The following is a 21,494-nucleotide window of genomic DNA, read 5'->3' as shown; positions in this document are numbered from 1 at the left end:
CTCCCACACTGTCACCATAGGCCCTGGGACCTGTGGAGCACTTGTGGGAGCCCGGCTTGCCGGCGATAGGGCCCTGACAGGCAGTGAGAATTCACGATTCCGTCACCATTCCACAGCCAAACCGTAAACCACTCAGGCCAGTCTGAAACTCCCGCATCTTATCTGGGAGACAGGCAATGGCTCGTGACTTCGACGGTACTTACCAACCCAGCGCCAAGGCTCGCAAGCAGCAGGAAAAGGATCAGCGCCGCATGGAATACCGCCGCGCGATCGAAAGCTATTGCGACCAACGTCAACTGCTCCGCGACTTGGTGGATTACCCCGAGTTGCAAGCACTCACGGTATGGCAGGCGTCGGCGGCAACTTCCCCGAGAAACGCTCAACCAGCGCGCTGATCAATGCACGTTCGCTGCGGATGAACGCCAGAAAGGCCAAGGCCACCGGCGACTGTCGTTTGGCCTTGGACTGCACCACGCACCAGCTGCGGTACAGCGGCAGCTCCTCCACTGGTAGCTCTTTCAGTACCCCGGTGGCCAGCTCCAGGTTGACCGCGTGGCGGGTTAGCAGGGCAATGCCCAGGCCGGCGATCACGCACTCGCGCTGGGCATCGGCCGAGGCCACTTCCAGGGTCTGGGTGAAGTGCACGCGCTTGTCCTTGAAGTACTCCTCGCAAGCCTTGCGCGTGCCCGAACCTTGTTCGCGGACCAGCAGGGTATGAGGCTCCAGGTCCTGCAGGCGCAGCTGCTCCAGCTTGCACAGCGGGTGCTCGGGCGGCGCCACCGCGACGATCGGGTTGTTGAGGAACGGCAGAAACTCCAGGCCCATGTCCTGTGGCACCATGGACATGATGATCAGGTCGTCGCGGTTGTCCGACAGGCGGCGGATGGCCTGGGCGCGGTTGACCACTGTCAGGGTCAGGTTGACCTCCGGGTGACGCTGCTTGAAGGCAGCGAACAGGTGTGGCACGAAGTACTTGGCACTGGACTCGATCGCCAATTTCAGCTGCCCCTGCAGTGAGCCCTGCAGGTCCGACAGCTGCATGTCCAGGCTTTCCAGGCGGCCGAAGATGTCGCGGCTGGCGCGTTGCAGGGCCTCGGCCGCTTCGGTCAGGTAGAGCTTCTTGCCCACGTACTCGAACAGCGGCTGGCCGATCAGCTCTTCGAGCTGGCGGATCTGTAGACTAACGGCGGGTTGCGTCAGTGCCATCTCTTCCGCCGCGCGGCTGTACGAGCGCAAATCGCACACCTCGTTGAAGATCTGCAACTGACGCAAAGTCATACGCATCAAGGACTTACGCATTTTTATCCGCCCTTCGGCAACACCTTGTTACCGCACTATAAGCTTTTGCTAATACAGCCCCTAACAAATATTGATTTTTGTTTATCGACCTACAGCGCTAGGGTGAATATGCGACTGGCCAGCAACGTCTGGTCACGCGCCGACCGGGAGAACCGGCTCGACTGTTCCTACGGCTTTGGGAAGACTCCAGTGATAAAAAAAATCCTGATCGCCAACCGAGGTGAAATCGCAGTTCGGATCGTGCGTGCCTGCGCCGAGATGGGCATTCGCTCGGTGGCGATCTATTCCGACGCCGACCGGCATGCCTTGCACGTCAAGCGCGCCGATGAAGCTCACAGCATTGGTGCCGAGCCGCTGGCCGGTTACCTGAACCCGCGCAAGCTGGTGAACCTGGCTGTGGAAACCGGCTGTGATGCCTTGCACCCTGGCTATGGTTTCCTGTCGGAAAACGCTGAACTGGCAGAGATCTGCGCCGAGCGCGGGATCAAGTTCATCGGCCCGGCCGCCGATGTCATTCGCCGCATGGGCGACAAGACCGAAGCGCGCCGCACCATGATCGCCGCCGGTGTGCCGGTAACCCCCGGCACCGAAGGCAACGTTGCCGATATTCACGAAGCCCTGAGCGAAGGTGACCGCATCGGTTACCCGGTCATGCTCAAGGCCACCTCTGGTGGTGGTGGCCGTGGTATTCGCCGTTGCAACAGCCGCGAAGAACTGGAACAGAACTTCCCCCGCGTCATCTCCGAGGCTACCAAGGCCTTTGGTTCTGCGGAAGTGTTCCTGGAAAAGTGCATCGTCAACCCCAAGCACATCGAGGCGCAGATCCTCGGTGACAGCTTCGGTAACGTGGTGCACCTGTTCGAGCGCGACTGCTCGATCCAGCGCCGTAACCAGAAGCTCATCGAAATTGCCCCGAGCCCACAGCTTACCCCCGAGCAGCGCGCCTACATCGGCGACCTGGCGGTGCGTGCGGCCAAGGCGGTGAACTACGAGAACGCCGGTACCGTGGAGTTCCTGCTCGCCGATGGCGAGGTGTACTTCATGGAAATGAACACCCGGGTGCAGGTGGAACACACCATCACCGAGGAAATCACCGGTATCGACATTGTCCGTGAGCAGATCCGCATTGCCTCGGGCCTGCCGCTGTCGGTCAAGCAGGAAGACATCCAGCACCGCGGTTACGCGCTGCAGTTCCGTATCAACGCGGAAGACCCGAAGAACAACTTCCTGCCCAGCTTCGGCAAGATCACCCGTTACTACGCCCCCGGCGGCCCGGGCGTGCGCACCGACACGGCGATCTATACCGGCTACACCATTCCGCCGTTCTACGACTCCATGTGCCTGAAACTGGTGGTGTGGGCGTTGACCTGGGAAGAAGCCATGGACCGCGGCCTGCGGGCCCTGGACGACATGCGCGTGCAAGGTGTGAAGACCACCGCCGCGTACTACCAGGAAATCCTGCGCAATCCGGAATTCCGTAGCGGCCAGTTCAACACCAGCTTCGTTGAAAGCCACCCTGAACTGACCAACTACTCGATCAAGCGCAAACCCGAAGAGCTGGCCCTGGCCATCGCCGCCGCCATCGCCGCCCACGCAGGCCTGTGAGGAACCCTATAATGTCCAAGAAAATTCACGTAACCGACACGATCCTGCGCGACGCTCACCAGTCCCTGCTGGCCACCCGCATGCGTACCGAAGACATGCTGCCGATCTGCGAAAAGCTCGATAAGGTCGGCTACTGGTCGCTGGAAGTCTGGGGCGGTGCCACCTTCGACGCCTGCGTGCGCTTCCTGAAAGAAGACCCGTGGGAGCGCCTGCGCAAGCTGCGTGCAGCGCTGCCCAACACCCGCCTGCAAATGCTGCTGCGCGGCCAGAACCTGCTGGGCTACCGCCACTACAGCGACGACGTGGTCAAGGCCTTCGTCGCCAAGGCTGCGGTCAACGGCATCGATGTGTTCCGCATCTTCGACGCCATGAACGACGTGCGTAACCTGCGCGTGGCCATCGAAGCGGTCAAGGCCGCTGGCAAGCACGCCCAGGGCACTATCGCCTACACCGTCAGCCCCGTGCACACCATCGACGCCTTTGTAGCCCAGGCCAAGCAGATGGAAGCCATGGGTTGCGACTCGATTGCAATCAAGGACATGGCCGGCCTGCTGACGCCGTTCGCTACCGGCGAGCTGGTAAGGGCGCTGAAGGCTGAGCAGTCGCTGCCGGTGTTCATCCACTCCCACGACACCGCCGGCCTGGCTGCCATGTGCCAGCTCAAGGCCGTGGAAAACGGTGCCGACCACATCGACACCGCCATCTCCAGCTTCGCCTGGGGCACCAGCCACCCGGGTACCGAGTCGATGGTTGCTGCGCTCAAGGGCAGCGAGTTCGACACCGGCCTGGACCTGGAGCTGCTGCAGGAAATCGGCCTGTACTTCTATGCCGTGCGCAAGAAGTACCACCAGTTCGAAAGCGAGTTCACCGCCGTGGACACCCGCGTGCAGGTCAACCAGGTGCCAGGCGGCATGATTTCCAACCTGGCCAACCAGCTCAAGGAGCAGGGCGCCCTCAACCGCATGAACGAAGTGCTGGCTGAGATCCCGCGTGTGCGTGAAGACCTCGGTTTCCCGCCGCTGGTGACCCCGACCTCGCAGATCGTCGGCACCCAGGCGTTCTTCAACGTGCTGGCCGGCGAGCGCTACAAGACCATCACCAACGAGGTGAAGCTGTACCTGCAAGGCGGTTACGGCAAGGCCCCAGGCGTGGTCAGCGAGCAACTGCGCCGCCAGGCGATCGGCAGCGAAGAGGTGATCGACGTACGCCCGGCCGACCTGCTGAAGCCGGAAATGGCCAAGCTGCGTGCCGACATCGGTGCACTGGCCCGTTGCGAAGAAGACGTGCTGACCTTCGCCATGTTCCCGGACATTGGGCGCAAGTTCCTCGAAGAGCGCGAAGCCGGCACCCTTACCCCGGAAGCCCTGCTGCCGATTCCTGAAGCTGGCGCAGTGGCCTCCCACAGCGGTGAGGGTGTACCGACCGAGTTCGTTATCGACGTACACGGTGAAACCTACCGCGTCGACATCACCGGTGTAGGCGTCAAGGCCGAAGGCAAGCGTCACTTCTACCTGTCGATCGACGGCATGCCGGAAGAAGTGGTGTTCGAGCCGCTCAACGAGTTCGTCGGCGGCGGTGGCAGCAAGCGCAAGCAGGCCAGCGCACCGGGCCATGTCAGCACCACCATGCCAGGCAACATCGTCGATGTGCTGGTCAAGGAAGGCGACATGGTCAAGGCCGGCCAGGCCGTGCTGATCACCGAAGCCATGAAGATGGAGACCGAAGTGCAGGCCGCCATCGCCGGCAAGGTCGTGGCCATCCACGTGGCCAAGGGCGACCGTGTGACGCCGGGTGAGATCCTGATCGAGATCGAGGGCTGATTTAAGCCCTCATATACAAGCGGTTTACATCTGGGGTGGGTATGCTCCCTTTTTTTTTGCACTGCATTCCCGGGCCTCTTCGCTGGCAAGCCCGCGAAGTGGCCGGCTGATCCAGCAAAAATTTCAACCTTTGCGGCACACCTCAAGGGTTTCCACCTGCCCTCCCGGTTGCTGGTTTGCTTCACTCAACCACCGCTCAAACCCCGCAGCCACCGCCGGCCACTCATCATCGGTAATCGAATACCACGCCGTATCGCGGTTGTGGTCCTTCACCACCAGGTGCTTGCGGAACACCCCCTCGAAGACAAAGCCAAAGCGCTCCGCCGCACGCTTGGAGCGGGCATTGGCGTTGTTGCACTTCCACTCCAGTCGGCGGTTACCCAGCTCGAAGCCCAGCTTGCCCAACAGGTACACCGCTTCGGTGCCCTTGGGCGTACGCTGCATGGCGGCGCCGAAGGCGATGTGGCCGATTTCGATGCGGCCGTGGTCGGGCACGATCGACATCAGGCTGAGAATGCCCTGGGCCTGGCCGCTGGGGCGGTCGATGACGGTGTAGAACAACGGGTCACGACCGGCGGCGTTCCCCTCCAGCCAACGGTCGAAGGCGGTACGCTCGGCAAACGGGCCGTAGGGCAAGTAATCCCACAGCACCGGGTCTGAAGCCGGGCCTTGCAGCACTTGCCAAAGGTCGTCGCCATGGCGCGCCGGGTCGAGCTTTTCCAGGCGGATGAAGCGGCCATCAATAGGCTCGGCCTGGGGCGTTGCGGCGGGTTTCCAGTTCAATGCGTCTGTCATGTCTGGCCTACAAGCCTTTGCGGAATTGAATGAAGCCCGAGCGCTCGGCAACCTGCTGGTACAGGCTGATGGCGGTGGCGTTGGTTTCATGGGTCAGCCAGTGCACCTTGATGCAGTTGTCGGCCTTGGCGGTGGTGTAGACGTGCTCGATCAGCTGGCGCCCAATACCCAGGCCGCGCTGAGTGCTGTCCACGTACAGGTCCTGCAGGTAGCAGGCATTTTCGATGCTCCAGTTGGAACGATGGTAGATGAAGTTGACCATGCCGACCGCCTTGCCATCGACCCAGGCCAGCGTCGAATGGGTTGGCTCGCCAGGGTCGAGCAGGCGCTGCCAAGTGCTCAGGCTGACTTCATCGGCCAGTTCGGTTTCGTAGAAGTGCAGGTAGGCCTGCCACAGGGCGAGCCAGGCGGCGTGATCTTGAGCGCTGACAGGGCGCAGGGTAACGCTGGGCATGGGGCTATTCCTTCAGAGTTGGCGCATGTGCGCCGCGAGTTGATTGTCCTGGTGATCGGGGCTGGTGCTCAGGCCTTCGCGCACGCCGGCCATGTCCTGCTCAGAGCGGTTCTGGCTGAGCTTGCGCGCACCTTGCAGGCGGGCGATGGGCAGGCGAATGCCGACGATGGCGCGAAGCATACCGTCGAGGTAGTCGGCGGGGGCATCGCTGACTTTCCACGGTTCGCTGCGGCCGTGTTCGTGGCGGTCGGTCAGGCGGCTTACGATAGCCAGCAGGGGCACGGCGTCATGGATCACTTCGGCCGTGCCATAGGCGTGCACGGCCAGGTAGTTCCAGGTTGGCACTACCTTGGGGTTATCGGCCTTGCTCGGGTAGTAGCTGGGGCTGACATAGGCATCGGCACCGGGGAACACCAGCAGCGCTTCAGCCCCCTGCGCCAGGTCCTGCCATTGGCGATTGGCCCGTGCCAGGTGGGCATAGACGGTGCCAAATTCGCCTTCGGCGGTATCGACCAACACCGGCAGGTGCGTAGCCAGCAGGCCCTGTTCGCCATGGCTGACCAGAACGGCCAGGCGGGTGTCGAGCATGTGCTGGTGCAGGCGACCGAGGTTGTGTTCCTGATGGGGTTTGCTGTTGTACATACTCGGTTTCCTTGTGCAATGGCTCCATCCTAGGCAGGCTATTGGTTCTGGGTAAGAGCCATTACTGCCTGTTTTCATAGGTCCAATGCCATGAGCGAGCGCCCCCTCATACTGCCTTTCGACCCTGCCGGGATCGCCCTGGATCGCCGCCGCGGGCTTAGCCAGCAGTTGTATCTGGCGCTGCGTGCGCGGGTACTGGACGGGCGCCTGAGCAGTGGCACCCGGCTGCCAGCTACTCGCGACCTGGCCGCCATGCTGGCGCTGTCACGCAACAGCGTGGTGCGGGCCTATGACCAGTTGTATGCCGAGGGCTACATCGAAAGCCGGGTGGGCGATGGCACTTACGTTAGCCGGCTGCCGAAACTATCCACACAAATATCCACAGGGTTATCCCTGGGTTTATCAACAGACTTATCCACATTTCCTTCAGGTGACACTGAGGATTTATCCAGCAACCGACGTTTCAGCGAACCATTACAGCGTCTGAAAAGTAACCACCTGCTGCCGCCGAGAAGCGGTGCACCGCGTGCTTTTCGCGTTGGTATTCCGGCATTCGACCTGTTCCCTTTCGACGTCTGGGCCAAGCTGCAGGCGGGTTTCTGGCGTAACCCGGCCCCTGCACAGCTGGGTTATGGTGACCCGGCTGGTGAGCCGGCCCTGCGCGAGCTGATTGCGGCTTACCTGCGCCGCTCGCGTGGGCTGAGCTGCACGGCTGAACAAATTGTGATCACCAGTGGCGCGCAGCAGGCCATCAGCCTTTGTGCACAGCTGCTGTTGCAGCCGGGCGACGGCGTGATTGTGGAAAACCCGGGGTATCGGGCGGCCGGGCATGCCTTTGCGCTGGCCGGCGGCAAGTTGCACGGCGTGGCGGTGGACGATGACGGTATGGACTGCACGCGGCTCGGACAGTTGGCGGATTGCCGGCTGGCCTATGTCACGCCGGCCCACCAGTACCCGACCGGTGTGACCATGAGCCTGGCACGACGCCTGGAGTTGCTGGCCTGGGCCGAGCGCAACGATAGCTGGGTCATCGAAGACGACTACGACGGTGAGTACCGTTACAGCGGTGCCCCCTTGGCCCCGCTGGCGGCACTCGACCGGCACGGGCGGGTACTGTACGTCGGCACCTTCGGCAAGATCGCCTTCCCGGCGTTGCGCCTGGGTTACCTGGTGTTGCCGCCGCTGCTGGCGCAGGCGTTCAGCCAGGGCAAGGCGCTGGCGGTGCGGCATTCGGAGGTGAGTACTCAATGCGTAATGGCCGAGTTCATGGCCCGGGGGCACTTTCAGCGGCATATTCGGCGTATGCGCAAGGCGGCCTTGAGCCGGCGCAATGTGCTCAAGGCGGGTTGGCCTGTGGATATTCCGGGGTTGGGCGGCATGCCGGAAGTGGCGGCTGGGCTACATGTAAAGGTTGATGTGGATAACTTTGCGCGGGAGCAGGAGTTGGTGGCCCAGGCGGAAGCGGTGGGGGTGGAGGTGACGCCGCTGAGCAATTTCTGGTTGGCGAACAGCGATGTACCTGTGGATAAGCGCGCGGGGCTGGTGCTTGGGTTTGCCGCAGTGCCGGAGGGGGAAATTGCCGAGGCCATGATGAAATTGCGCAAGGCCTGGAGAAAGTGAATGGGGCCGCTGTGCGGCCCTTCGCGGGCACGCCCGCTCCCACAGAGCTCGGCGGTTACACGATCAATGTGGGAGCGGGCGAGCCCGCGAAGAATCCAACTCAGGTCCCGGATTTGATCCGCGTCCAAGCCCGAGTCCTGGCCCGCTCTGCATCCCGCGCCAAAGGCTTGAGGGTATACAGCTTGGCCATCGCCTCTGCCGTCGGGTACAGGTTGGGGTTGTTGCGAATCGCCGGGTTCACCTTGTCGGTCGCGTCCTTGTTCGGGTTCGGGTACCCGACAAAGTCGCTGATCGGCGCAATTACCTCTGGCTGCAGCAAGTAATTGATGAACGCATGAGCATCTTCCGGGTTGGCCGCGTTTTTCGGAATGGCCAGCATATCGAACCAGATCGGCGCGCCTTCCTTGGGCAGGCGCATGTCTACCACCACGCCATTCTTCGCCTCGCGGGCGCGGTTGGCAGCCTGGGAGAAGCTGCCGCTGTAACCCACCGCCACGCAGATATCGCCATTGGCGATGTCGGCCATGTACTTCGAGGAGTGGAAGTAGGTGATGTGCGGGCGAATCTTCAGCATCAGCTCCTCGGCCTTCTTGTAGTCAGCCGGTTTGTCGCTGTTCGGCGGCAAGCCCAGGTACTGCAAGGCCAGCGGCAGAATCTCCGAAGGCGAGTCGAGCAGGGCCACGCCGCACTGCTTGAGTTTGGCGATGTTTTCTTCCTTGAAGATCAGGTCCCAGCTGTCCACCGGGGCGTTGTCGCCGAGTGCTGCCTTGACCTTGGCCGGGTTGAAGCCGATCAGTACGGTGCCGTACATGTACGGCACGGCAAACTTGTTGCCTGGGTCGTTGGCCTCGATCAGCTTCATCAGCGCCGGGTCCAGGTGTTGCCAGTTTGGCAGCTTGCTGCGGTCCAGCGGCTGGAACACCCCGGCTTCGATCTGCTTGGCGAGGAACACGTTGGACGGCACCACCACGTCATAGCCGGAGTTGCCGGTCAGCAGCTTGGCCTCCAGCGCCTCGTTGGTGTCGAAGATGTCGTATACCAGCTTGATGCCGCTGCCCTTCTGGAAGTCGGTCAAGGTCTGCGGGGTGATGTAATCGAACCAGTTATACACACGCAGGGTGCGCTGCTCGGCATGAGCGTGCAGGGCACCGGTGAACAGGGTGGCAGCGATGAACGGGGCGAGCAGACGCTTGAGTCGGACCATTACCGGGCTCCTGGCTGGGCGCGCTGGAAGCCTTCCAGCACATTGACCGCGTTGATACCGATTTCTTCCACAGCGTAGCCGCCTTCCATCACGAACAGGGTCGGCTTGCCGAGCTGGCCGATGCGCTTGCCCATTTCCAGGTAGTCCGGGCTGTCCAGCTTGAACTGCGAGATCGGGTCGTCCTTGAAGGTGTCCACCCCCAGCGAGATCACCAGTACGTCGGCGTCGTAGCTGGCGATGCGCTGGCAGGCGTCTTCCAGGGCGGCGCTCCAGGCGGCCCAGTCGCTGCCGGCAGGCAATGGGTAGTTGATGTTGCAGCCAACACCGGCACCTGCGCCGGTTTCATCGGCGTAGCCGAGGAAGAACGGGAATTCGTCTTGCGGGTCGCCGTGGATCGAGGCGAAGAACACGTCGTCGCGGCTGTAGAAGATGTCCTGGGTGCCGTTGCCGTGGTGGTAGTCGACGTCGAGGATGGCGACCTTGCGCCGACCTTGGTCGAGGAAGGCCTGGGCGGCGATGGCGGCGTTGTTCAAATAGCAGTAACCGCCCATCACTTCGCCGGCGGCATGGTGCCCTGGCGGGCGGCACAGGGCGAAGGCGGAATGCGCGCCTTGCTGGATCGCGGCCTGGGCGGTAAGGGCAACCTGGGCAGCGCTGTAGGCAGCCTGCCAGGTACCGGCGGTGATCGGTGCGCCGGCATCGAAGCTGTAGTAGCCCAGTTCGCCGTGCAGGCCGGTGGGTTTTACCTGGCGCAGGGTACGTGCAGGCCAGGTGAACGGCAGCAGGTCGCCTTCCTGGCCCAGTGCGGCCCAGCGCGCCCAGGCGCCTTCGAAGAAGTTCAGGTAGTCGGCACTGTGGATGCGCAGCAATGGCGCGCGGCCGAAGTCGCTGGGGCCCTGGATGTCGCCGAGGTTGCGCTTTTTCACCTGGTCGAGCACATGGTCGGCGCGCGAAGGCATTTCAAAGCAGGGCATCAGCTTGCCGTCGATCAGCTCGCAGCGGCCGTGGTGCAGGCGGTGGTCATCGGAATAGATCGTCAGCATTGTTGTTCTCCGGTGGGTACTGGCATGGGCCCATTGTCATGGGCGGGCCAGTGGGGGAGAACGACGCAAACGGCCAAAAGGGGATCGATGTGGCCAAGCTCTTTGGCCAGTACAGGTCAACCGCGGAAGTGGCTGGGCGCCACACCACTCCAGCGTTGGAAGGCATGCCGAAAGCTGGCCGTCTCGCTGAACCCCAAGGTCTCGGCAATCCGGTAGATGGGCATCTGCTCATCAGCCAGCAACTGCTTGGCCCGCTCGAACCTCAGCTCATCCAGCAGCTGTTGATAACTGCTGCCCAATGCCTGCAAATGCCGGCGCAGGGTGCGCGACGAGCAGTTCATCTGCCGCGCCAACCCTTCCAGCCCGGGTGCTGCGTCCAGTTGTTGCGCCAGCAGCTGGCGAATCCGCCCCAGCCAGGCCTGGCGGCCGGTGAACTCCAGGTTCAGGCGCCGGCAGCGTTCGCTCATGGCTTTGTGGGTAATCGGGTCGGCCAGTGGCAGCGGCATGTCCAGCCAGCGCCGCTCGAAGGCAAAGGCATTGTCCTCGGCGTCGAAACCGACCGGGCTCTGAAATGCGCCGGCATAGAGCGCGTGGTAACCGGGCCGTGGGTGTTCGAAACGGGCGCCAAGCAGCGGCAGTGGGCGCCCGAGCAGGTCATCGCAGATGACTTTCAGCGACACCAGGCAGAACTCGGCATTGAAAGCGGTTAGCGCCGGGCTGTCGTGGTAATCGCTGGCGCTGAACCAGACGCGCTGGCCATCCTCGAGCAAGCGCAGCTTGAAGACTGTTCCCAGCAGTGCCGGATACTGCAGCGCCAGGCGCAAGGCGTCACCCAAAGTGGCACTGGAGAGCAAGGCGTAACCGAGCATGCCGTAGCATGACACATGCATGCGCCGCCCCAGCTCCAGGCCGATGTCCTCGCGTCGGGCCACGGCGTTGGCGCACACCTGCAGCTCCTGCTGGGTGGTGATGCGCGCATCGGCGTGCCCCAGGTCTGCCGGGCCAATGCCGCTGCCGGCCAGCAGCGCTTTAGCCTCGCAACCGTCTGCCTGAAAGACGTTGAGGATCAGCGAAACCGCATTGAGGGTGGTCAGGTGGCTATGCAGCATGCTGGGTAATCCCGTTGGGCTGGGACGCATTATGGAGCAAGTTGTGTGCCGATATTCGGGGGCCGCTTTACGGCCCCAAAATACATCAGGCAAAAAAAAGGCCCGAAGCATAGGCTCGGGCCTTGAAAGGTTGAGAGGTGTCTAGTCCCTTAACCTGGTGAGACAGTTTGCAGCAGCCGGGTTACGCCTTCAGCGGAACCAGACGTGGAGCGATCATGTTTTCCGGACGCAGGATGTCGTTGAGCATCTCTTCGTCCAGCAGCTTCTCCTCGCGCACCAGTTCCAGCACACCGCGGCCAGTTTCCAGGGCAACGCGGGCGATACGGGTGGCGTTTTCGTAGCCGATGTACGGGTTCAGTGCAGTGACCAGGCCGATCGAGTGCTCGACCAGTTCACGGCAGCGCTGTTCGTTGGCGGTGATGCCGACGATGCAGTGCTCGCGCAGCATGTCCATGGCGCGCTGCAGCAGGCGGATCGAGTCGAAGATCTTGTAGGCGATCAGCGGCTCCATCACGTTCAGCTGCAGCTGGCCACCTTCGGCGGCGACGGTCAGGGCCAGGTCGTTGCCCATGATGGCGAATGCGACTTGGTTGACGGCTTCCGGGATAACCGGGTTGACCTTGCCTGGCATGATCGAGCTGCCTGGCTGACGCGCTGGCAGGTTGATCTCGTTGATGCCGGTGCGCGGGCCGCTGGACAGCAGGCGCAGGTCGTTGCAGATCTTCGACAGCTTGACCGCGGTACGCTTGAGCATGCCGGAGAACAGCACGAAGGCGCCCATGTCGGAGGTGGCTTCGATCAGGTCGGCAGCTGGTACCAGCGGCTGGCCGCTGATGGTGGCCAGGCGCTGTACGGCCAGGGCCTGGTAGCCAGGGTCGGCGTTGATGCCGGTGCCGATGGCGGTACCGCCCAGGTTGATTTCGGTCAGCAGTTCCGGAGCCAGCGAGCGCAGGCGCTGCAGGTCTTCGGTCATGGTGGTGGCGAAGGCGCGGAATTCCTGGCCCAGAGTCATCGGTACGGCGTCCTGCAGCTGGGTACGGCCCATCTTCAGTACGTGGTCGAACTCTTTACCCTTGGCAGCGAAGGCCTGGATCAGGCTGTCGAGGCTGGCCAGCAGGGCGTCATGGCCCAGCAGCAGGCCCAGGCGGATGGCCGTCGGGTAGGCGTCGTTGGTCGACTGCGCCATGTTCACGTCGTTGTTCGGGTGCAGGTACTGGTACTCACCCTTCTGGTGGCCCATGGCCTCCAGCGCGATGTTGGCGATGACTTCGTTGGCGTTCATGTTGGTGGAAGTACCGGCGCCACCTTGAATCATGTCGACCACGAACTGCTCGTGATAGTCGCCTTTGATCAGTCGGCCGCAAGCAGCGCTGATGGCAGCATGCTTGGCATCGCTCAGGTGCCCCAGCTCTCGGTTGGCGTCAGCAGCAGCCTGCTTGACCATCGCCAGGCCGACTACCAGTTTCGGGTAGTGCGACAGCGGAACACCAGAGAGGTGGAAGTTGTTGGCAGCGCGCAGGGTCTGGATGCCGTAGTAGGCATCAGCAGGAACTTCAAGGGTACCCAACAAGTCTTTTTCGACGCGGAACGATGCAGCGGAGGACATGATGTATATCATCTCGATTTTGACCCGGCACATGCCGGAATGGCGCCAATCCTAGGCCTGAAGGTGATTTTGCGGCCAATGCTGTTGCACGCTAACCTATGCACAAACGGCATAGTGTTTCATGTGACGCCAATTGACATTCGAGCGTGTTCCATTTTGGTGCACGCCAGGAGATGTGCTTCGTGAACCTTGAAAGCAAATGGCTGGAAGACTTCAGCGCGCTGGCCGCCACCCGCAGTTTTTCCCAGGCGGCAGAGCGGCGTTTCGTTACCCAGCCAGCGTTCAGCCGGCGTATTCGCAGCCTCGAAGCGGCGTTGGGTTTGCAGTTGGTGAACCGTTCCCGCACGCCGATCGAACTGACTGAGGCGGGCCAGCTGTTTCTCGTCACGGCGCGCACGGTTGTCGACCAGTTGGGCGAAATTCTCCGCCATTTACATCATCTTGAAGGCGGGCAGGGCGAGGTGGTGCAGGTAGCAGCGGCACACTCCCTGGCATCGGGCTTTTTCCCGCGTTGGGTGGCCCAGTTGCGCAACGACGGTTTGAACATCGCCACTCGCCTGGTTGCGACTAACGTAGGGGATGCCGTGCATGCATTACGCGAAGGTGGCTGCGACCTGATGTTGGCCTTCTATGACCCGGACGCAGCCCTGCAGATGGATGCCGAGATCTTCCCATCGCTGCACATGGGCAACACCGAAATGCTGCCGGTGTGCGCCGTGGATGCCGAGGGCAAGCCGTTGTTCGACCTGGAAGGCGAGGGCAGCGTGCCGTTGCTGGCCTATTCTGCTGGTGCGTTCCTCGGGCGCTCGGTCAACTTGCTGCTACGCCAGCGCAACCTGCGCTACACCACTGTGTATGAAACCGCCATGGCCGACAGTCTCAAGAGCATGGCGCTGGAGGGCATGGGCATCGCCTGGGTGCCGCGCCTGTCGATGCGTGGCGAGCTGGAACGGGGCGAACTGGCGGTCTGCGGCGGTAGCCAGTGGCATGTGCCGCTGGAAATCCGCCTGTACCGCTGCGCCCTGGTACGCAAGGCCAACGTCAGGCTGTTGTGGCGCAAGCTCGAGGGTGCGGCGGCGGTTGACCCAAAAGTCAGCCAAAGCCCCGAAAAATAAGGCCCGACAGTTGGTCGCCGGGGTGCCTTAAACGCACCACCTTACGGTATACTGCGCGGCCTTTCGACCGGATGCGTCCGGTCCTGATCAGCAAACAAGCCACGCCGGTCGTCCCGCGTGGCTTGTTGTTTTTTGACGCGCCCAAGGGCGCACAAGCGAAGAGGCTCGACGATGAGTGCACTGGTTGGCGTGATCATGGGCTCCAAGTCCGATTGGTCCACCCTTAGCCACACCGCCGATATGCTGGAAAAACTCGGCATTCCCTACGAAGTGAAGGTGGTTTCCGCCCACCGCACCCCGGATCTGCTGTTCCAGTATGCCGAGGAGGCCGAAGGCCGTGGCATCGAGGTGATCATCGCCGGTGCCGGTGGCGCAGCCCACCTGCCAGGCATGTGCGCCGCCAAGACCCACCTGCCGGTGTTGGGCGTGCCGGTGCAGTCGTCGATGCTGTCGGGCGTCGATTCGCTGCTGTCGATCGTGCAGATGCCAGCCGGCGTGCCGGTTGCCACCCTGGCCATCGGCCGTGCCGGTGCAGTCAACGCTGCGCTGCTGTCGGCCAGCATCCTCGGTGCCAAGTACCCGCAGTACCACGCGGCACTGAAGCAGTTCCGCACGGAACAGACCGACACCGTGCTGGACAACCCAGACCCGCGCCAGGCTTGAGGCTCAACCCATGAAGATCGGTGTAATCGGTGGCGGCCAGCTGGGCCGCATGCTGGCCCTGGCGGGCACCCCGCTGGGCATGAACTTCGCCTTCCTCGACCCGGCGCCAGACGCTTGCGCCGCGCCGCTGGGCGAGCACCTGCGTGCCGACTATGGCGACCAGGACCACCTGCGCCAGCTGGCCGACGAAGTCGACCTGGTCACCTTCGAGTTCGAAAGCGTGCCGGCCGAGACCGTGGCCTTCCTCTCGCAGTTCGTGCCGGTGTACCCCAGCGCCGAAGCGCTGCGCATCGCCCGTGACCGCCTGTTCGAAAAGAGCATGTTCCGCGACCTGGGTATCCCCACCCCGGCCTTCGCCGACATCCTCTCGCAGGCCGACCTGGACGCGGCGGTGGCCAGCATCGGCCTGCCGGCCGTGCTGAAAACCCGCACCCTGGGTTATGACGGCAAGGGCCAGAAGGTACTGCGCACGCCAGAAGACGTGGTCGATACCTTCGCCGAACTGGGCAGCGTGCCATGCCTGCTGGAAGGCTTCGTGCCGTTCACCGGCGAAGTGTCGCTGGTGGCCGTGCGTGCCCGTGATGGCGAAACCCGCTTCTACCCGCTGGTGCACAACACCCACGAGAGCGGCATCCTGCGCCTGTCGGTGGCCAGCCAGGCGCACCCGCTGCAGGCCCTGGCCGAAGACTATGTCGGCCGTGTGTTGCAAAAGCTGGATTACGTCGGCGTGATGGCCTTCGAGTTCTTCGAAGTTGACGGTGGCCTGAAGGCCAACGAAATCGCCCCGCGCGTGCACAACTCCGGGCACTGGACTATTGAAGGCGCCGAGTGCAGCCAGTTCGAGAACCACCTGCGCGCCGTAGCCGGCTTGCCGCTGGGCTCGACCGCCAAGGTGGGCGAGAGCGCGATGCTCAACTTCATCGGTGAAGTGCCGGCCGTGGACAAGGTTATCGCCATTGATGACTGCCACCTGCACCACTACGGCAAGGCCTTCAAGGTCGGCCGCAAGGTTGGCCACGCCACCCTGCGCTGCCAGGACATGGCCACCCTCGAGCGCAAGATTGCCGAAGTAGAAGCCCTGATCAGCAACTGATCGAACTTCTTTCTGCGGTTTGCCCTCAGAGATGGCAACAAGCCAAAGCGCTGTCTAGGCTTTGGCTTGTTCCATTTCCACTGCAGAGGGATTGCCATGGGCATCATCGGAACCATCTTCATCGGCCTCATCGTCGGCCTGCTGGCCCGCTTCATCAAACCGGGCGACGACAGCATGGGCTGGATCATGACCATCCTGCTGGGTATTGCCGGCTCCCTGTTGGCCACCTATGGCGGCCAAGCGCTGGGGATCTACCAGGCGGGCCAAGCTGCAGGCTTTGTTGGTGCGCTGGTCGGTGCGGTGATCCTTCTGCTGATTTACGGATTCATCAAGAAACGCTGAATACTGGTTAGAATGCCCGGCAATTCACCCGAGTTGCCGAGCATTTTCATGCGTGCCTTTTTCCTCGCCCCACTCCTCTTGGCCAGTGCCCTGGCCCATGCCGAATTGCCTGAAACCGACTGGCTGGAGCTGATGCCCAAGTCGGACCAGAAGGCGCTCGAGCAAATGCCCGAAATCGACCACAACTCGCCAGAAGCCATGGGCACCTTTACCGACAAGGGCGGCCTCAAGCAGAGCAAAGGACTGCCGGCGGTGATGTATTCGACCAAGACCGTGCCAGCCATGAACGGCAAGGACATCCGTCTGGGTGGCTACCCGGTGCCGCTGGAAAGCGACGCCAAGGGCAACAGCACGCTGTTCTTCCTGGTGCCGTACCCGGGCGCGTGCATACACGTACCACCACCGCCGCCGAACCAGCTGGTGCTGGTGCGCTACCCCAAAGGCCTGAAGATCGATGACATCTACACACCGCTGTGGGTGAGCGGCAAACTGAAGGTGGAGAAGGTCAGCAATGATTTGGCCGATGCAGCCTATGCGCTGGATGCGGGGAAGGTGAGGGTGGTGGAGGACGCTGACCTCTGATTCCTTGAAAAGAGGGGCTGCTTTGCAGCCCATCGCGACACAAGGCCGCTCCTACAAGGACACGCGATCGCCAGTAGGAGCGGCCTTGTGTCGCGAAAGGACCGCGCAGCGGTCCCGGGTGCCTCAGCTCAAAGCGCTTCGCTAGCCACCACCACGCTCAGCGAATGACTGCCCCCAGGCTTCAACTCCACCAGGTCATCCCACACATTCGCCGTCTCGATGCACAGCATCCGCTGCCAGCCGTCATCGGCCATATCCGGCAGCTCCTTGGCCCGCTCGGTCCAGGGGTTCCAGATCACCGCCGAGCGCGAGCCACTGCTGGTCAAGGTAATCCGCCGCTCCCAATGCGGGTCGACAATGCTCAGCGTCTGCGGGGTTGCCAGGTAGATCCGGTCTGTCTCGCCGGCAAACCCCAGCGGCCCCTGCTGTTGCCGCTGTTCCCAGTCAGCCAGGGTCTCGATGTAGCCCAGCCCCTCAACCCCCTCGACCCGCGCTTGGCGCACATCGCTGACCGCGAAGTAGCTATGCAGGGCCTGGCTGATGGTAACCGGGGTATTGCCCATGTTGCGGCTGGTCAGATTCAGCTTGAGGTCCTCGCCCAGCTCGACCACCAGCTTCAGCTCCACGTCATGCGGCCAGCCGGGCAGGTCGCCTTGCGCTTCAGGCAGTTCGAACTCTATCCGCAGGCTCTCGCCCACTTCCTCGATCCCCAGCAACTGCCAGTCGCGTGCACGCGCAAGCCCGTGGGCAGGCGCCTGCTCACCTTGGTACATGGCCTGCACGGCCTCTGGGTTGCGCTGCAAGTTGCCAAACCACGGCCAGCACACCGGTACCCCGGCGCGTACCGACTTGCCCTTGCGGAAGATGGCCTGGTCGCTCAGCCACAGCAGCGGTGGCTCGCCCACCCGCTGGTAGCTGAGGATCTGCGCGCCCTGCTGGGCGATCAGGAGTTCGGCGCGGTCGCTGCTGATACGCCAGCAGTTGAGTTCGCCATGTTGCTCGGTTACGACCTGGTAGGTAGCCATTGCATTCGTCTCATTGATTGCCAGTGGGCCTTGGACCCGGGCACATGCAATGAGTTTACCGCCGGCGAGGCTCAGCGACGAGGCACGGAGCGGGTGCGGCCACTGCCGTCGATGGCGACAAAGACGAATACTGCTTCGGTCACCTTGCGCCATTCGCTGGACAACGGGTCATCGCTCCACACTTCGACCATCATCTGGATCGAGCTGCGGCCGATTTCCAGGGTCTGGGTATAGAATGACAGCTGTGCACCTACCGCGACCGGCACCAGGAAGGCCATGCGGTCGATGGCAACGGTGGCGACTCGGCCGCCAGCGACACGGCTGGCCATGGCGGTGCCCGCCAGGTCCATCTGGGCAACCAGCCAGCCGCCGAAGATGTCGCCAAAGCCGTTGGTTTCACGCGGCAGCGCGGTGATCTGCAAGGCCAGGTCGCCTTGCGGGATAGGATCTTCTTGTTCGAGCTCAATCATGCGATGGGGCCTCTGACCCGTGACGCTTTCGTTGGTGTGGCGCAAAGGCCGGGTAAACGATTCAGCTTGAAACATACTACGCCGATTTCGTTTCACTGGGCGGCCGTAGGGAAACTCTGCGAAACCGTCTGACAATAAAGACCGGCGTTTTCGCACAACATCCTACGTTAGGAGCAACCGTTTCCTACGAATTGCCAGTATATAGAGCATAACGGCCAGCGACGACCGCGCATTCATGAATATCTGTGTGGTTTTTGTATCGCTTTCAGCGCGGCTCGGCAATTTGCTATCTTCGCCTGTCTCCCAATCCAGAAGCCGCGCGCCAAGCGGCCTGCATGCCCTACAAAGAGAACAACGAGCGATGACTTCCGTGCCGAGCAGTATCGAGCAGCCCTCGCGGCCGCTGACCCGCAGTGACTACAAGACCCTCTCACTGTCCGCTCTGGGCGGCGCGCTGGAGTTCTACGACTTCATCATCTTTGTGTTCTTCGCCACGGTGGTCGGCAAGTTGTTCTTCCCGGCCGACATGCCCGAGTGGCTGCGGCTGATGCAAACGTTCGGCATTTTCGCCGCCGGCTACCTGGCGCGGCCGCTGGGCGGCATCATCATGGCCCACTTCGGCGACCTGCTCGGGCGCAAGAAGATGTTCACCCTTAGCATCTTCATGATGGCCCTGCCAACGCTGGTCATGGGCTTGCTGCCGACGTATGCGCAGATCGGCATGTGGGCGCCGGTCCTGTTGCTGCTGATGCGCGTGATCCAGGGCGCGGCGATCGGTGGCGAGGTACCGGGCGCCTGGGTGTTCGTTTCCGAGCACGTGCCAGAGCGCAACACCGGCTACGCCTGCGGCACCCTCACTGCCGGCCTGACCGCGGGCATCTTGCTCGGCTCGCTGGTGGCGACCCTGATCAACAGTGTCTACAGCGCGGCAGAAGTGGCCGATTACGCCTGGCGTATCCCGTTCCTGCTCGGCGGTGTGTTCGGCCTGTTCTCGGTGTACCTGCGCCGCTGGCTGCACGAAACCCCGGTGTTCGCCGAGATGCAGCAGCGCAAGGCGCTGGCCGAGGAATTGCCGCTGCGCGCCGTGCTGCGTGACCATCGCGGTGCGATCATCCTGTCGATGCTACTGACCTGGATGCTGTCGGCCGCCATCGTGGTGGTCATCCTGATGACGCCGGCGTTGCTGCAGAGCATCTACCACATCAGTCCCACCGATTCGCTCAAGGCCAACAGCCTGGCGATCGTGCTGCTCAGCTTCGGCTGCATCGGCGCTGGCAGCCTGGCAGACCGCTTTGGCGCGGGCCGGGTGTTCGTGATCGGCAGCCTGTTGCTGCTGGCCAGTTCCTGGGCCTTCTATCACAGCCTGCCTACCCGGCCAGAGCTGCTGTTCCCGCTGTATGCGGTGACCGGCCTGTGCGTGGGCGTGATTGGTGCAGTGCCTTATGTAATGGTCAAGGCGTTCCCGGCGGTGGTGCGCTTCAGTGGCCTGTCGTTCTCGTACAACGTCGCCTACGCCATCTTCGGCGGGCTGACGCCAATGGTAGTTACGGCGCTGCTGAAGGTGAGCCCGATGGCGCCTGCCTACTATGTGGCAGGCTTGTGTGCCGTTGGTCTGGCCGTGGGCCTGTACCTGCTCGCCAACAAGCGCTGATCTGCGCCACGTCTGCAGGCCTCTTCGCGGCTAAAGCCGCTCTTACAGGGAAGTGCACAGGCCTCAGGGTTGGCACAGTACCTGTGGGAGCGGCTTTAGCCGTGAAGAGGGCGGGCCTGCTTTCAGTGATGGCCTTTCATCCAATTGTCACATTCAAGTCATATCGTATTCATGCGGCCTATCGATACTTGGGTCCGTTCCATCCAACACCCCAATATTCCTGCTAGGAGCAAGGCATGAAACTGAAGCGTTTGATGGCGGCCCTTACCTTTGCCGCCGCTGGCGTTGCAACCGCCAACGCGGTAGCCGCTGTCGATCCTGCGATCCCGACCTACACCAAGACCACCGGTGTATCGGGCAACCTCTCCAGCGTCGGTTCCGATACCCTCGCGAACCTGATGACTCTGTGGGCCGAGGCCTACAAGAAGGAATATCCGAACGTAAACATCCAGATTCAGGCTGCCGGCTCCTCCACCGCGCCACCCGCGCTGACCGAAGGCACCGCCAACCTCGGCCCGATGAGCCGCAAGATGAAGGATGTCGAGCTGCAAGCCTTCGAGCAGAAATACGGCTACAAGCCGACCGCCATCCCGGTCGCCGTTGACGCCCTGGCAGTGTTCGTACACAAGGACAACCCGATCAAAGGCCTGACCATGGCCCAGGTTGACGCCATCTTCTCTTCCACTCGCCTGTGCGGTGGCAAGGCCGAGATCAAGACCTGGGGTGACGTCGGTGTGACCGGTGACCTGGCCAACAAGCCAATCCAGCTGTTCGGCCGCAACTCGGTATCGGGCACCTATGGCTACTTCAAGGAAGAAGCCCTGTGCAAAGGCGACTTCAAGCCTAACGTCAACGAACAGCCTGGCTCGGCTTCGGTCGTGCAGTCGATCAGCTCCTCGCTGAACGGCATCGGCTACTCTGGCATCGGTTACAAGACCGCCAGCGTCAAGACTGTAGCCCTGGCCAAGAAAGAAGGCGGCGAGTTCGTTGAAGACAACGAAACCAACGCCCTCAACGGCACTTACCCGCTGTCGCGCTTCCTGTACGTCTACGTCAACAAGGCCCCGAACAAGCCTCTGGCCCCGCTGGAAGCCGAGTTCGTCAAGCTGGTGCTGTCGCAAGCTGGCCAGCAGGTCGTGGTGAAGGATGGCTACATCCCGCTGCCGGCCAAAGTCGTCGACAAGACCCTGGCTGACCTGGGCCTGTCGCACGCCGGTAACGTCGCAAAAAAGTAAGTAACTGAGGGGGCGGCCGGAGCTGATGCCCGGCCTCTTCCACGAGTTTCCAGCCCGAAGCCAGGCTCCCTGTGCGGCGGGCTTTCGTGCGTCACCACTTTGTAATGTTTTTGTCACACGG

General features: G+C 62.4%; 21 protein-coding genes. 11 read left to right on the top strand and 10 right to left on the bottom strand.

Annotation, left to right across the window (positions count from 1 at the left end):
* Window positions 1-176: 176 nt before the first annotated feature.
* Window positions 177-395, top strand: a complete 219-nt coding sequence (locus tag ABE456_RS13450) for a hypothetical protein (protein ID WP_346644345.1) — start codon at window positions 177-179, stop codon at window positions 393-395.
* Here the strand turns inward: ABE456_RS13450 and ABE456_RS13445 are convergent.
* The gene (locus ABE456_RS13445) at window positions 337-1,299 is read right to left on the bottom strand and encodes a LysR family transcriptional regulator (protein WP_346644344.1); all 963 of its coding nucleotides are present in this window, start codon (window positions 1,297-1,299) and stop codon (window positions 337-339) included. The genes ABE456_RS13450 and ABE456_RS13445 overlap by 59 nt on opposite strands.
* 189 nt (window positions 1,300-1,488) lie before the next feature.
* Here ABE456_RS13445 and ABE456_RS13440 point away from each other — a divergent pair, with 189 nt between their 5' ends.
* Both ABE456_RS13440 and oadA read left to right on the top strand, forming a co-directional pair.
* Window positions 1,489-2,904: an acetyl-CoA carboxylase biotin carboxylase subunit gene (locus ABE456_RS13440; RefSeq protein WP_016712746.1), complete on the top strand. Its 1,416-nt coding sequence runs from the start codon at window positions 1,489-1,491 to the stop codon at window positions 2,902-2,904.
* A gap of 11 nt (window positions 2,905-2,915) precedes the next feature.
* Window positions 2,916-4,724, top strand: a complete 1,809-nt coding sequence (gene oadA, locus ABE456_RS13435; protein WP_346644343.1) for a sodium-extruding oxaloacetate decarboxylase subunit alpha — start codon at window positions 2,916-2,918, stop codon at window positions 4,722-4,724.
* Window positions 4,725-4,847: 123 nt separating this feature from the next.
* Here the strand turns inward: oadA and ABE456_RS13430 are convergent, their stop codons facing one another.
* Genes ABE456_RS13430 through ABE456_RS13420 form a run of 3 tightly spaced genes read right to left on the bottom strand, consistent with a single transcriptional unit; the run spans window position 4,848 to window position 6,615 of the window.
* Window positions 4,848-5,519 carry a GNAT family protein gene (locus tag ABE456_RS13430; protein ID WP_346644342.1) on the bottom strand — a complete coding sequence of 224 codons (672 nt, stop codon included), beginning with the start codon at window positions 5,517-5,519 and terminating at the stop codon, window positions 4,848-4,850.
* Window positions 5,520-5,526: 7 nt separating this feature from the next.
* Window positions 5,527-5,973, bottom strand: coding sequence for a GNAT family N-acetyltransferase (locus ABE456_RS13425; RefSeq protein WP_346644341.1), 447 nt, complete (start codon window positions 5,971-5,973; stop codon window positions 5,527-5,529).
* 12 nt (window positions 5,974-5,985) lie between these two features.
* The gene (locus ABE456_RS13420) at window positions 5,986-6,615 is read right to left on the bottom strand and encodes an FMN-binding negative transcriptional regulator (protein ID WP_346644340.1); all 630 of its coding nucleotides are present in this window, start codon (window positions 6,613-6,615) and stop codon (window positions 5,986-5,988) included.
* A 90-nt stretch (window positions 6,616-6,705) separates the two neighbouring features.
* Here ABE456_RS13420 and ABE456_RS13415 point away from each other — a divergent pair, with 90 nt between their 5' ends.
* Entirely contained in the window at window positions 6,706-8,235 is a 1,530-nt protein-coding gene (locus ABE456_RS13415) for a PLP-dependent aminotransferase family protein (protein WP_346644339.1), read from the top strand.
* A gap of 100 nt (window positions 8,236-8,335) precedes the next feature.
* Here ABE456_RS13415 and ABE456_RS13410 read toward each other — a convergent pair whose 3' ends face one another.
* From ABE456_RS13410 to aspA, 4 genes are all read right to left on the bottom strand, one after another.
* Window positions 8,336-9,439, bottom strand: coding sequence for a polyamine ABC transporter substrate-binding protein (locus ABE456_RS13410; RefSeq protein WP_346644338.1), 1,104 nt, complete (start codon window positions 9,437-9,439; stop codon window positions 8,336-8,338).
* A complete protein-coding gene (locus ABE456_RS13405; protein WP_346644337.1) occupies window positions 9,439-10,482 on the bottom strand; it encodes a histone deacetylase family protein in 1,044 nt (347 codons plus the stop codon). Before ABE456_RS13405 ends, ABE456_RS13410 begins: the two co-directional genes overlap by 1 nt.
* A 116-nt stretch (window positions 10,483-10,598) precedes the next feature.
* Window positions 10,599-11,591, bottom strand: coding sequence for an AraC family transcriptional regulator (locus ABE456_RS13400; protein ID WP_346644336.1), 993 nt, complete (start codon window positions 11,589-11,591; stop codon window positions 10,599-10,601).
* Between the two features lie 181 nt (window positions 11,592-11,772).
* The gene (gene aspA, locus ABE456_RS13395) at window positions 11,773-13,197 is read right to left on the bottom strand and encodes an aspartate ammonia-lyase (RefSeq protein ID WP_346644335.1); all 1,425 of its coding nucleotides are present in this window, start codon (window positions 13,195-13,197) and stop codon (window positions 11,773-11,775) included.
* 182 nt (window positions 13,198-13,379) lie between these two features.
* Here aspA and ABE456_RS13390 point away from each other — a divergent pair, with 182 nt between their 5' ends.
* The 5 genes from ABE456_RS13390 (at window position 13,380) to ABE456_RS13370 (ending at window position 16,992) form a co-directional block, all read left to right on the top strand.
* The gene (locus tag ABE456_RS13390) at window positions 13,380-14,312 is read left to right on the top strand and encodes a LysR substrate-binding domain-containing protein (RefSeq protein WP_346644334.1); all 933 of its coding nucleotides are present in this window, start codon (window positions 13,380-13,382) and stop codon (window positions 14,310-14,312) included.
* A gap of 171 nt (window positions 14,313-14,483) precedes the next feature.
* Entirely contained in the window at window positions 14,484-14,975 is a 492-nt protein-coding gene (gene purE / locus ABE456_RS13385) for a 5-(carboxyamino)imidazole ribonucleotide mutase (protein ID WP_003253304.1), read from the top strand.
* Between the two features lie 10 nt (window positions 14,976-14,985).
* Window positions 14,986-16,068: a 5-(carboxyamino)imidazole ribonucleotide synthase gene (locus ABE456_RS13380; protein WP_346644333.1), complete on the top strand. Its 1,083-nt coding sequence runs from the start codon at window positions 14,986-14,988 to the stop codon at window positions 16,066-16,068.
* Window positions 16,069-16,164: 96 nt separating this feature from the next.
* Window positions 16,165-16,410: a GlsB/YeaQ/YmgE family stress response membrane protein gene (locus ABE456_RS13375; protein WP_346644332.1), complete on the top strand. Its 246-nt coding sequence runs from the start codon at window positions 16,165-16,167 to the stop codon at window positions 16,408-16,410.
* Window positions 16,411-16,458: 48 nt separating this feature from the next.
* Window positions 16,459-16,992, top strand: coding sequence for a DUF3299 domain-containing protein (locus tag ABE456_RS13370; protein WP_346644331.1), 534 nt, complete (start codon window positions 16,459-16,461; stop codon window positions 16,990-16,992).
* Between the two features lie 128 nt (window positions 16,993-17,120).
* Here the strand turns inward: ABE456_RS13370 and ABE456_RS13365 are convergent, their stop codons facing one another.
* Together ABE456_RS13365 and ABE456_RS13360 are read right to left on the bottom strand one after the other, a co-directional pair.
* Window positions 17,121-18,017 carry a D-hexose-6-phosphate mutarotase gene (locus tag ABE456_RS13365; protein ID WP_346644330.1) on the bottom strand — a complete coding sequence of 299 codons (897 nt, stop codon included), beginning with the start codon at window positions 18,015-18,017 and terminating at the stop codon, window positions 17,121-17,123.
* Window positions 18,018-18,088: 71 nt separating this feature from the next.
* Window positions 18,089-18,487, bottom strand: a complete 399-nt coding sequence (locus ABE456_RS13360; protein WP_003253317.1) for an acyl-CoA thioesterase — start codon at window positions 18,485-18,487, stop codon at window positions 18,089-18,091.
* 361 nt (window positions 18,488-18,848) lie between these two features.
* Here ABE456_RS13360 and ABE456_RS13355 point away from each other — a divergent pair, with 361 nt between their 5' ends.
* Entirely contained in the window at window positions 18,849-20,138 is a 1,290-nt protein-coding gene (locus ABE456_RS13355; protein WP_346644329.1) for an MFS transporter, read from the top strand.
* Window positions 20,139-20,374: 236 nt separating this feature from the next.
* Window positions 20,375-21,373 carry a phosphate ABC transporter substrate-binding protein PstS gene (locus tag ABE456_RS13350; protein WP_060499691.1) on the top strand — a complete coding sequence of 333 codons (999 nt, stop codon included), beginning with the start codon at window positions 20,375-20,377 and terminating at the stop codon, window positions 21,371-21,373.
* Window positions 21,374-21,494 lie beyond the last annotated feature (121 nt).

Source organism: Pseudomonas sp. TWI929 (assembly GCF_039673335.1).
Classification (GTDB): Bacteria; Pseudomonadota; Gammaproteobacteria; order Pseudomonadales; family Pseudomonadaceae; genus Aquipseudomonas.
The sequence above is the reverse complement of the archived record's forward strand: the minus strand, read 5'-3'. Positions and strand labels throughout refer to the sequence as shown.

Excerpts from the sequence above, each read along its gene's own strand:
- ABE456_RS13450 (WP_346644345.1), top strand. The coding sequence starts at position 177 with ATGGCTCGTGACTTCGACGGTACTTACCAACCCAGCGCCAAGGCTCGC.
- ABE456_RS13445 (WP_346644344.1), bottom strand. The coding sequence starts at position 1,299 with ATGCGTAAGTCCTTGATGCGTATGACTTTGCGTCAGTTGCAGATCTTC.
- oadA (WP_346644343.1), top strand. The coding sequence starts at position 2,916 with ATGTCCAAGAAAATTCACGTAACCGACACGATCCTGCGCGACGCTCAC.
- ABE456_RS13430 (WP_346644342.1), bottom strand. The coding sequence starts at position 5,519 with ATGACAGACGCATTGAACTGGAAACCCGCCGCAACGCCCCAGGCCGAG.
- ABE456_RS13425 (WP_346644341.1), bottom strand. The coding sequence starts at position 5,973 with ATGCCCAGCGTTACCCTGCGCCCTGTCAGCGCTCAAGATCACGCCGCC.
- ABE456_RS13420 (WP_346644340.1), bottom strand. The coding sequence starts at position 6,615 with ATGTACAACAGCAAACCCCATCAGGAACACAACCTCGGTCGCCTGCAC.
- ABE456_RS13415 (WP_346644339.1), top strand. The coding sequence starts at position 6,706 with ATGAGCGAGCGCCCCCTCATACTGCCTTTCGACCCTGCCGGGATCGCC.
- ABE456_RS13410 (WP_346644338.1), bottom strand. The coding sequence starts at position 9,439 with ATGGTCCGACTCAAGCGTCTGCTCGCCCCGTTCATCGCTGCCACCCTG.
- ABE456_RS13405 (WP_346644337.1), bottom strand. The coding sequence starts at position 10,482 with ATGCTGACGATCTATTCCGATGACCACCGCCTGCACCACGGCCGCTGC.
- ABE456_RS13400 (WP_346644336.1), bottom strand. The coding sequence starts at position 11,591 with ATGCTGCATAGCCACCTGACCACCCTCAATGCGGTTTCGCTGATCCTC.
- aspA (WP_346644335.1), bottom strand. The coding sequence starts at position 13,197 with ATGTCCTCCGCTGCATCGTTCCGCGTCGAAAAAGACTTGTTGGGTACC.
- purE (WP_003253304.1), top strand. The coding sequence starts at position 14,484 with ATGAGTGCACTGGTTGGCGTGATCATGGGCTCCAAGTCCGATTGGTCC.
- ABE456_RS13380 (WP_346644333.1), top strand. The coding sequence starts at position 14,986 with ATGAAGATCGGTGTAATCGGTGGCGGCCAGCTGGGCCGCATGCTGGCC.
- ABE456_RS13375 (WP_346644332.1), top strand. The coding sequence starts at position 16,165 with ATGGGCATCATCGGAACCATCTTCATCGGCCTCATCGTCGGCCTGCTG.
- ABE456_RS13370 (WP_346644331.1), top strand. The coding sequence starts at position 16,459 with ATGCGTGCCTTTTTCCTCGCCCCACTCCTCTTGGCCAGTGCCCTGGCC.
- ABE456_RS13365 (WP_346644330.1), bottom strand. The coding sequence starts at position 18,017 with ATGGCTACCTACCAGGTCGTAACCGAGCAACATGGCGAACTCAACTGC.
- ABE456_RS13360 (WP_003253317.1), bottom strand. The coding sequence starts at position 18,487 with ATGATTGAGCTCGAACAAGAAGATCCTATCCCGCAAGGCGACCTGGCC.
- ABE456_RS13355 (WP_346644329.1), top strand. The coding sequence starts at position 18,849 with ATGACTTCCGTGCCGAGCAGTATCGAGCAGCCCTCGCGGCCGCTGACC.
- ABE456_RS13350 (WP_060499691.1), top strand. The coding sequence starts at position 20,375 with ATGAAACTGAAGCGTTTGATGGCGGCCCTTACCTTTGCCGCCGCTGGC.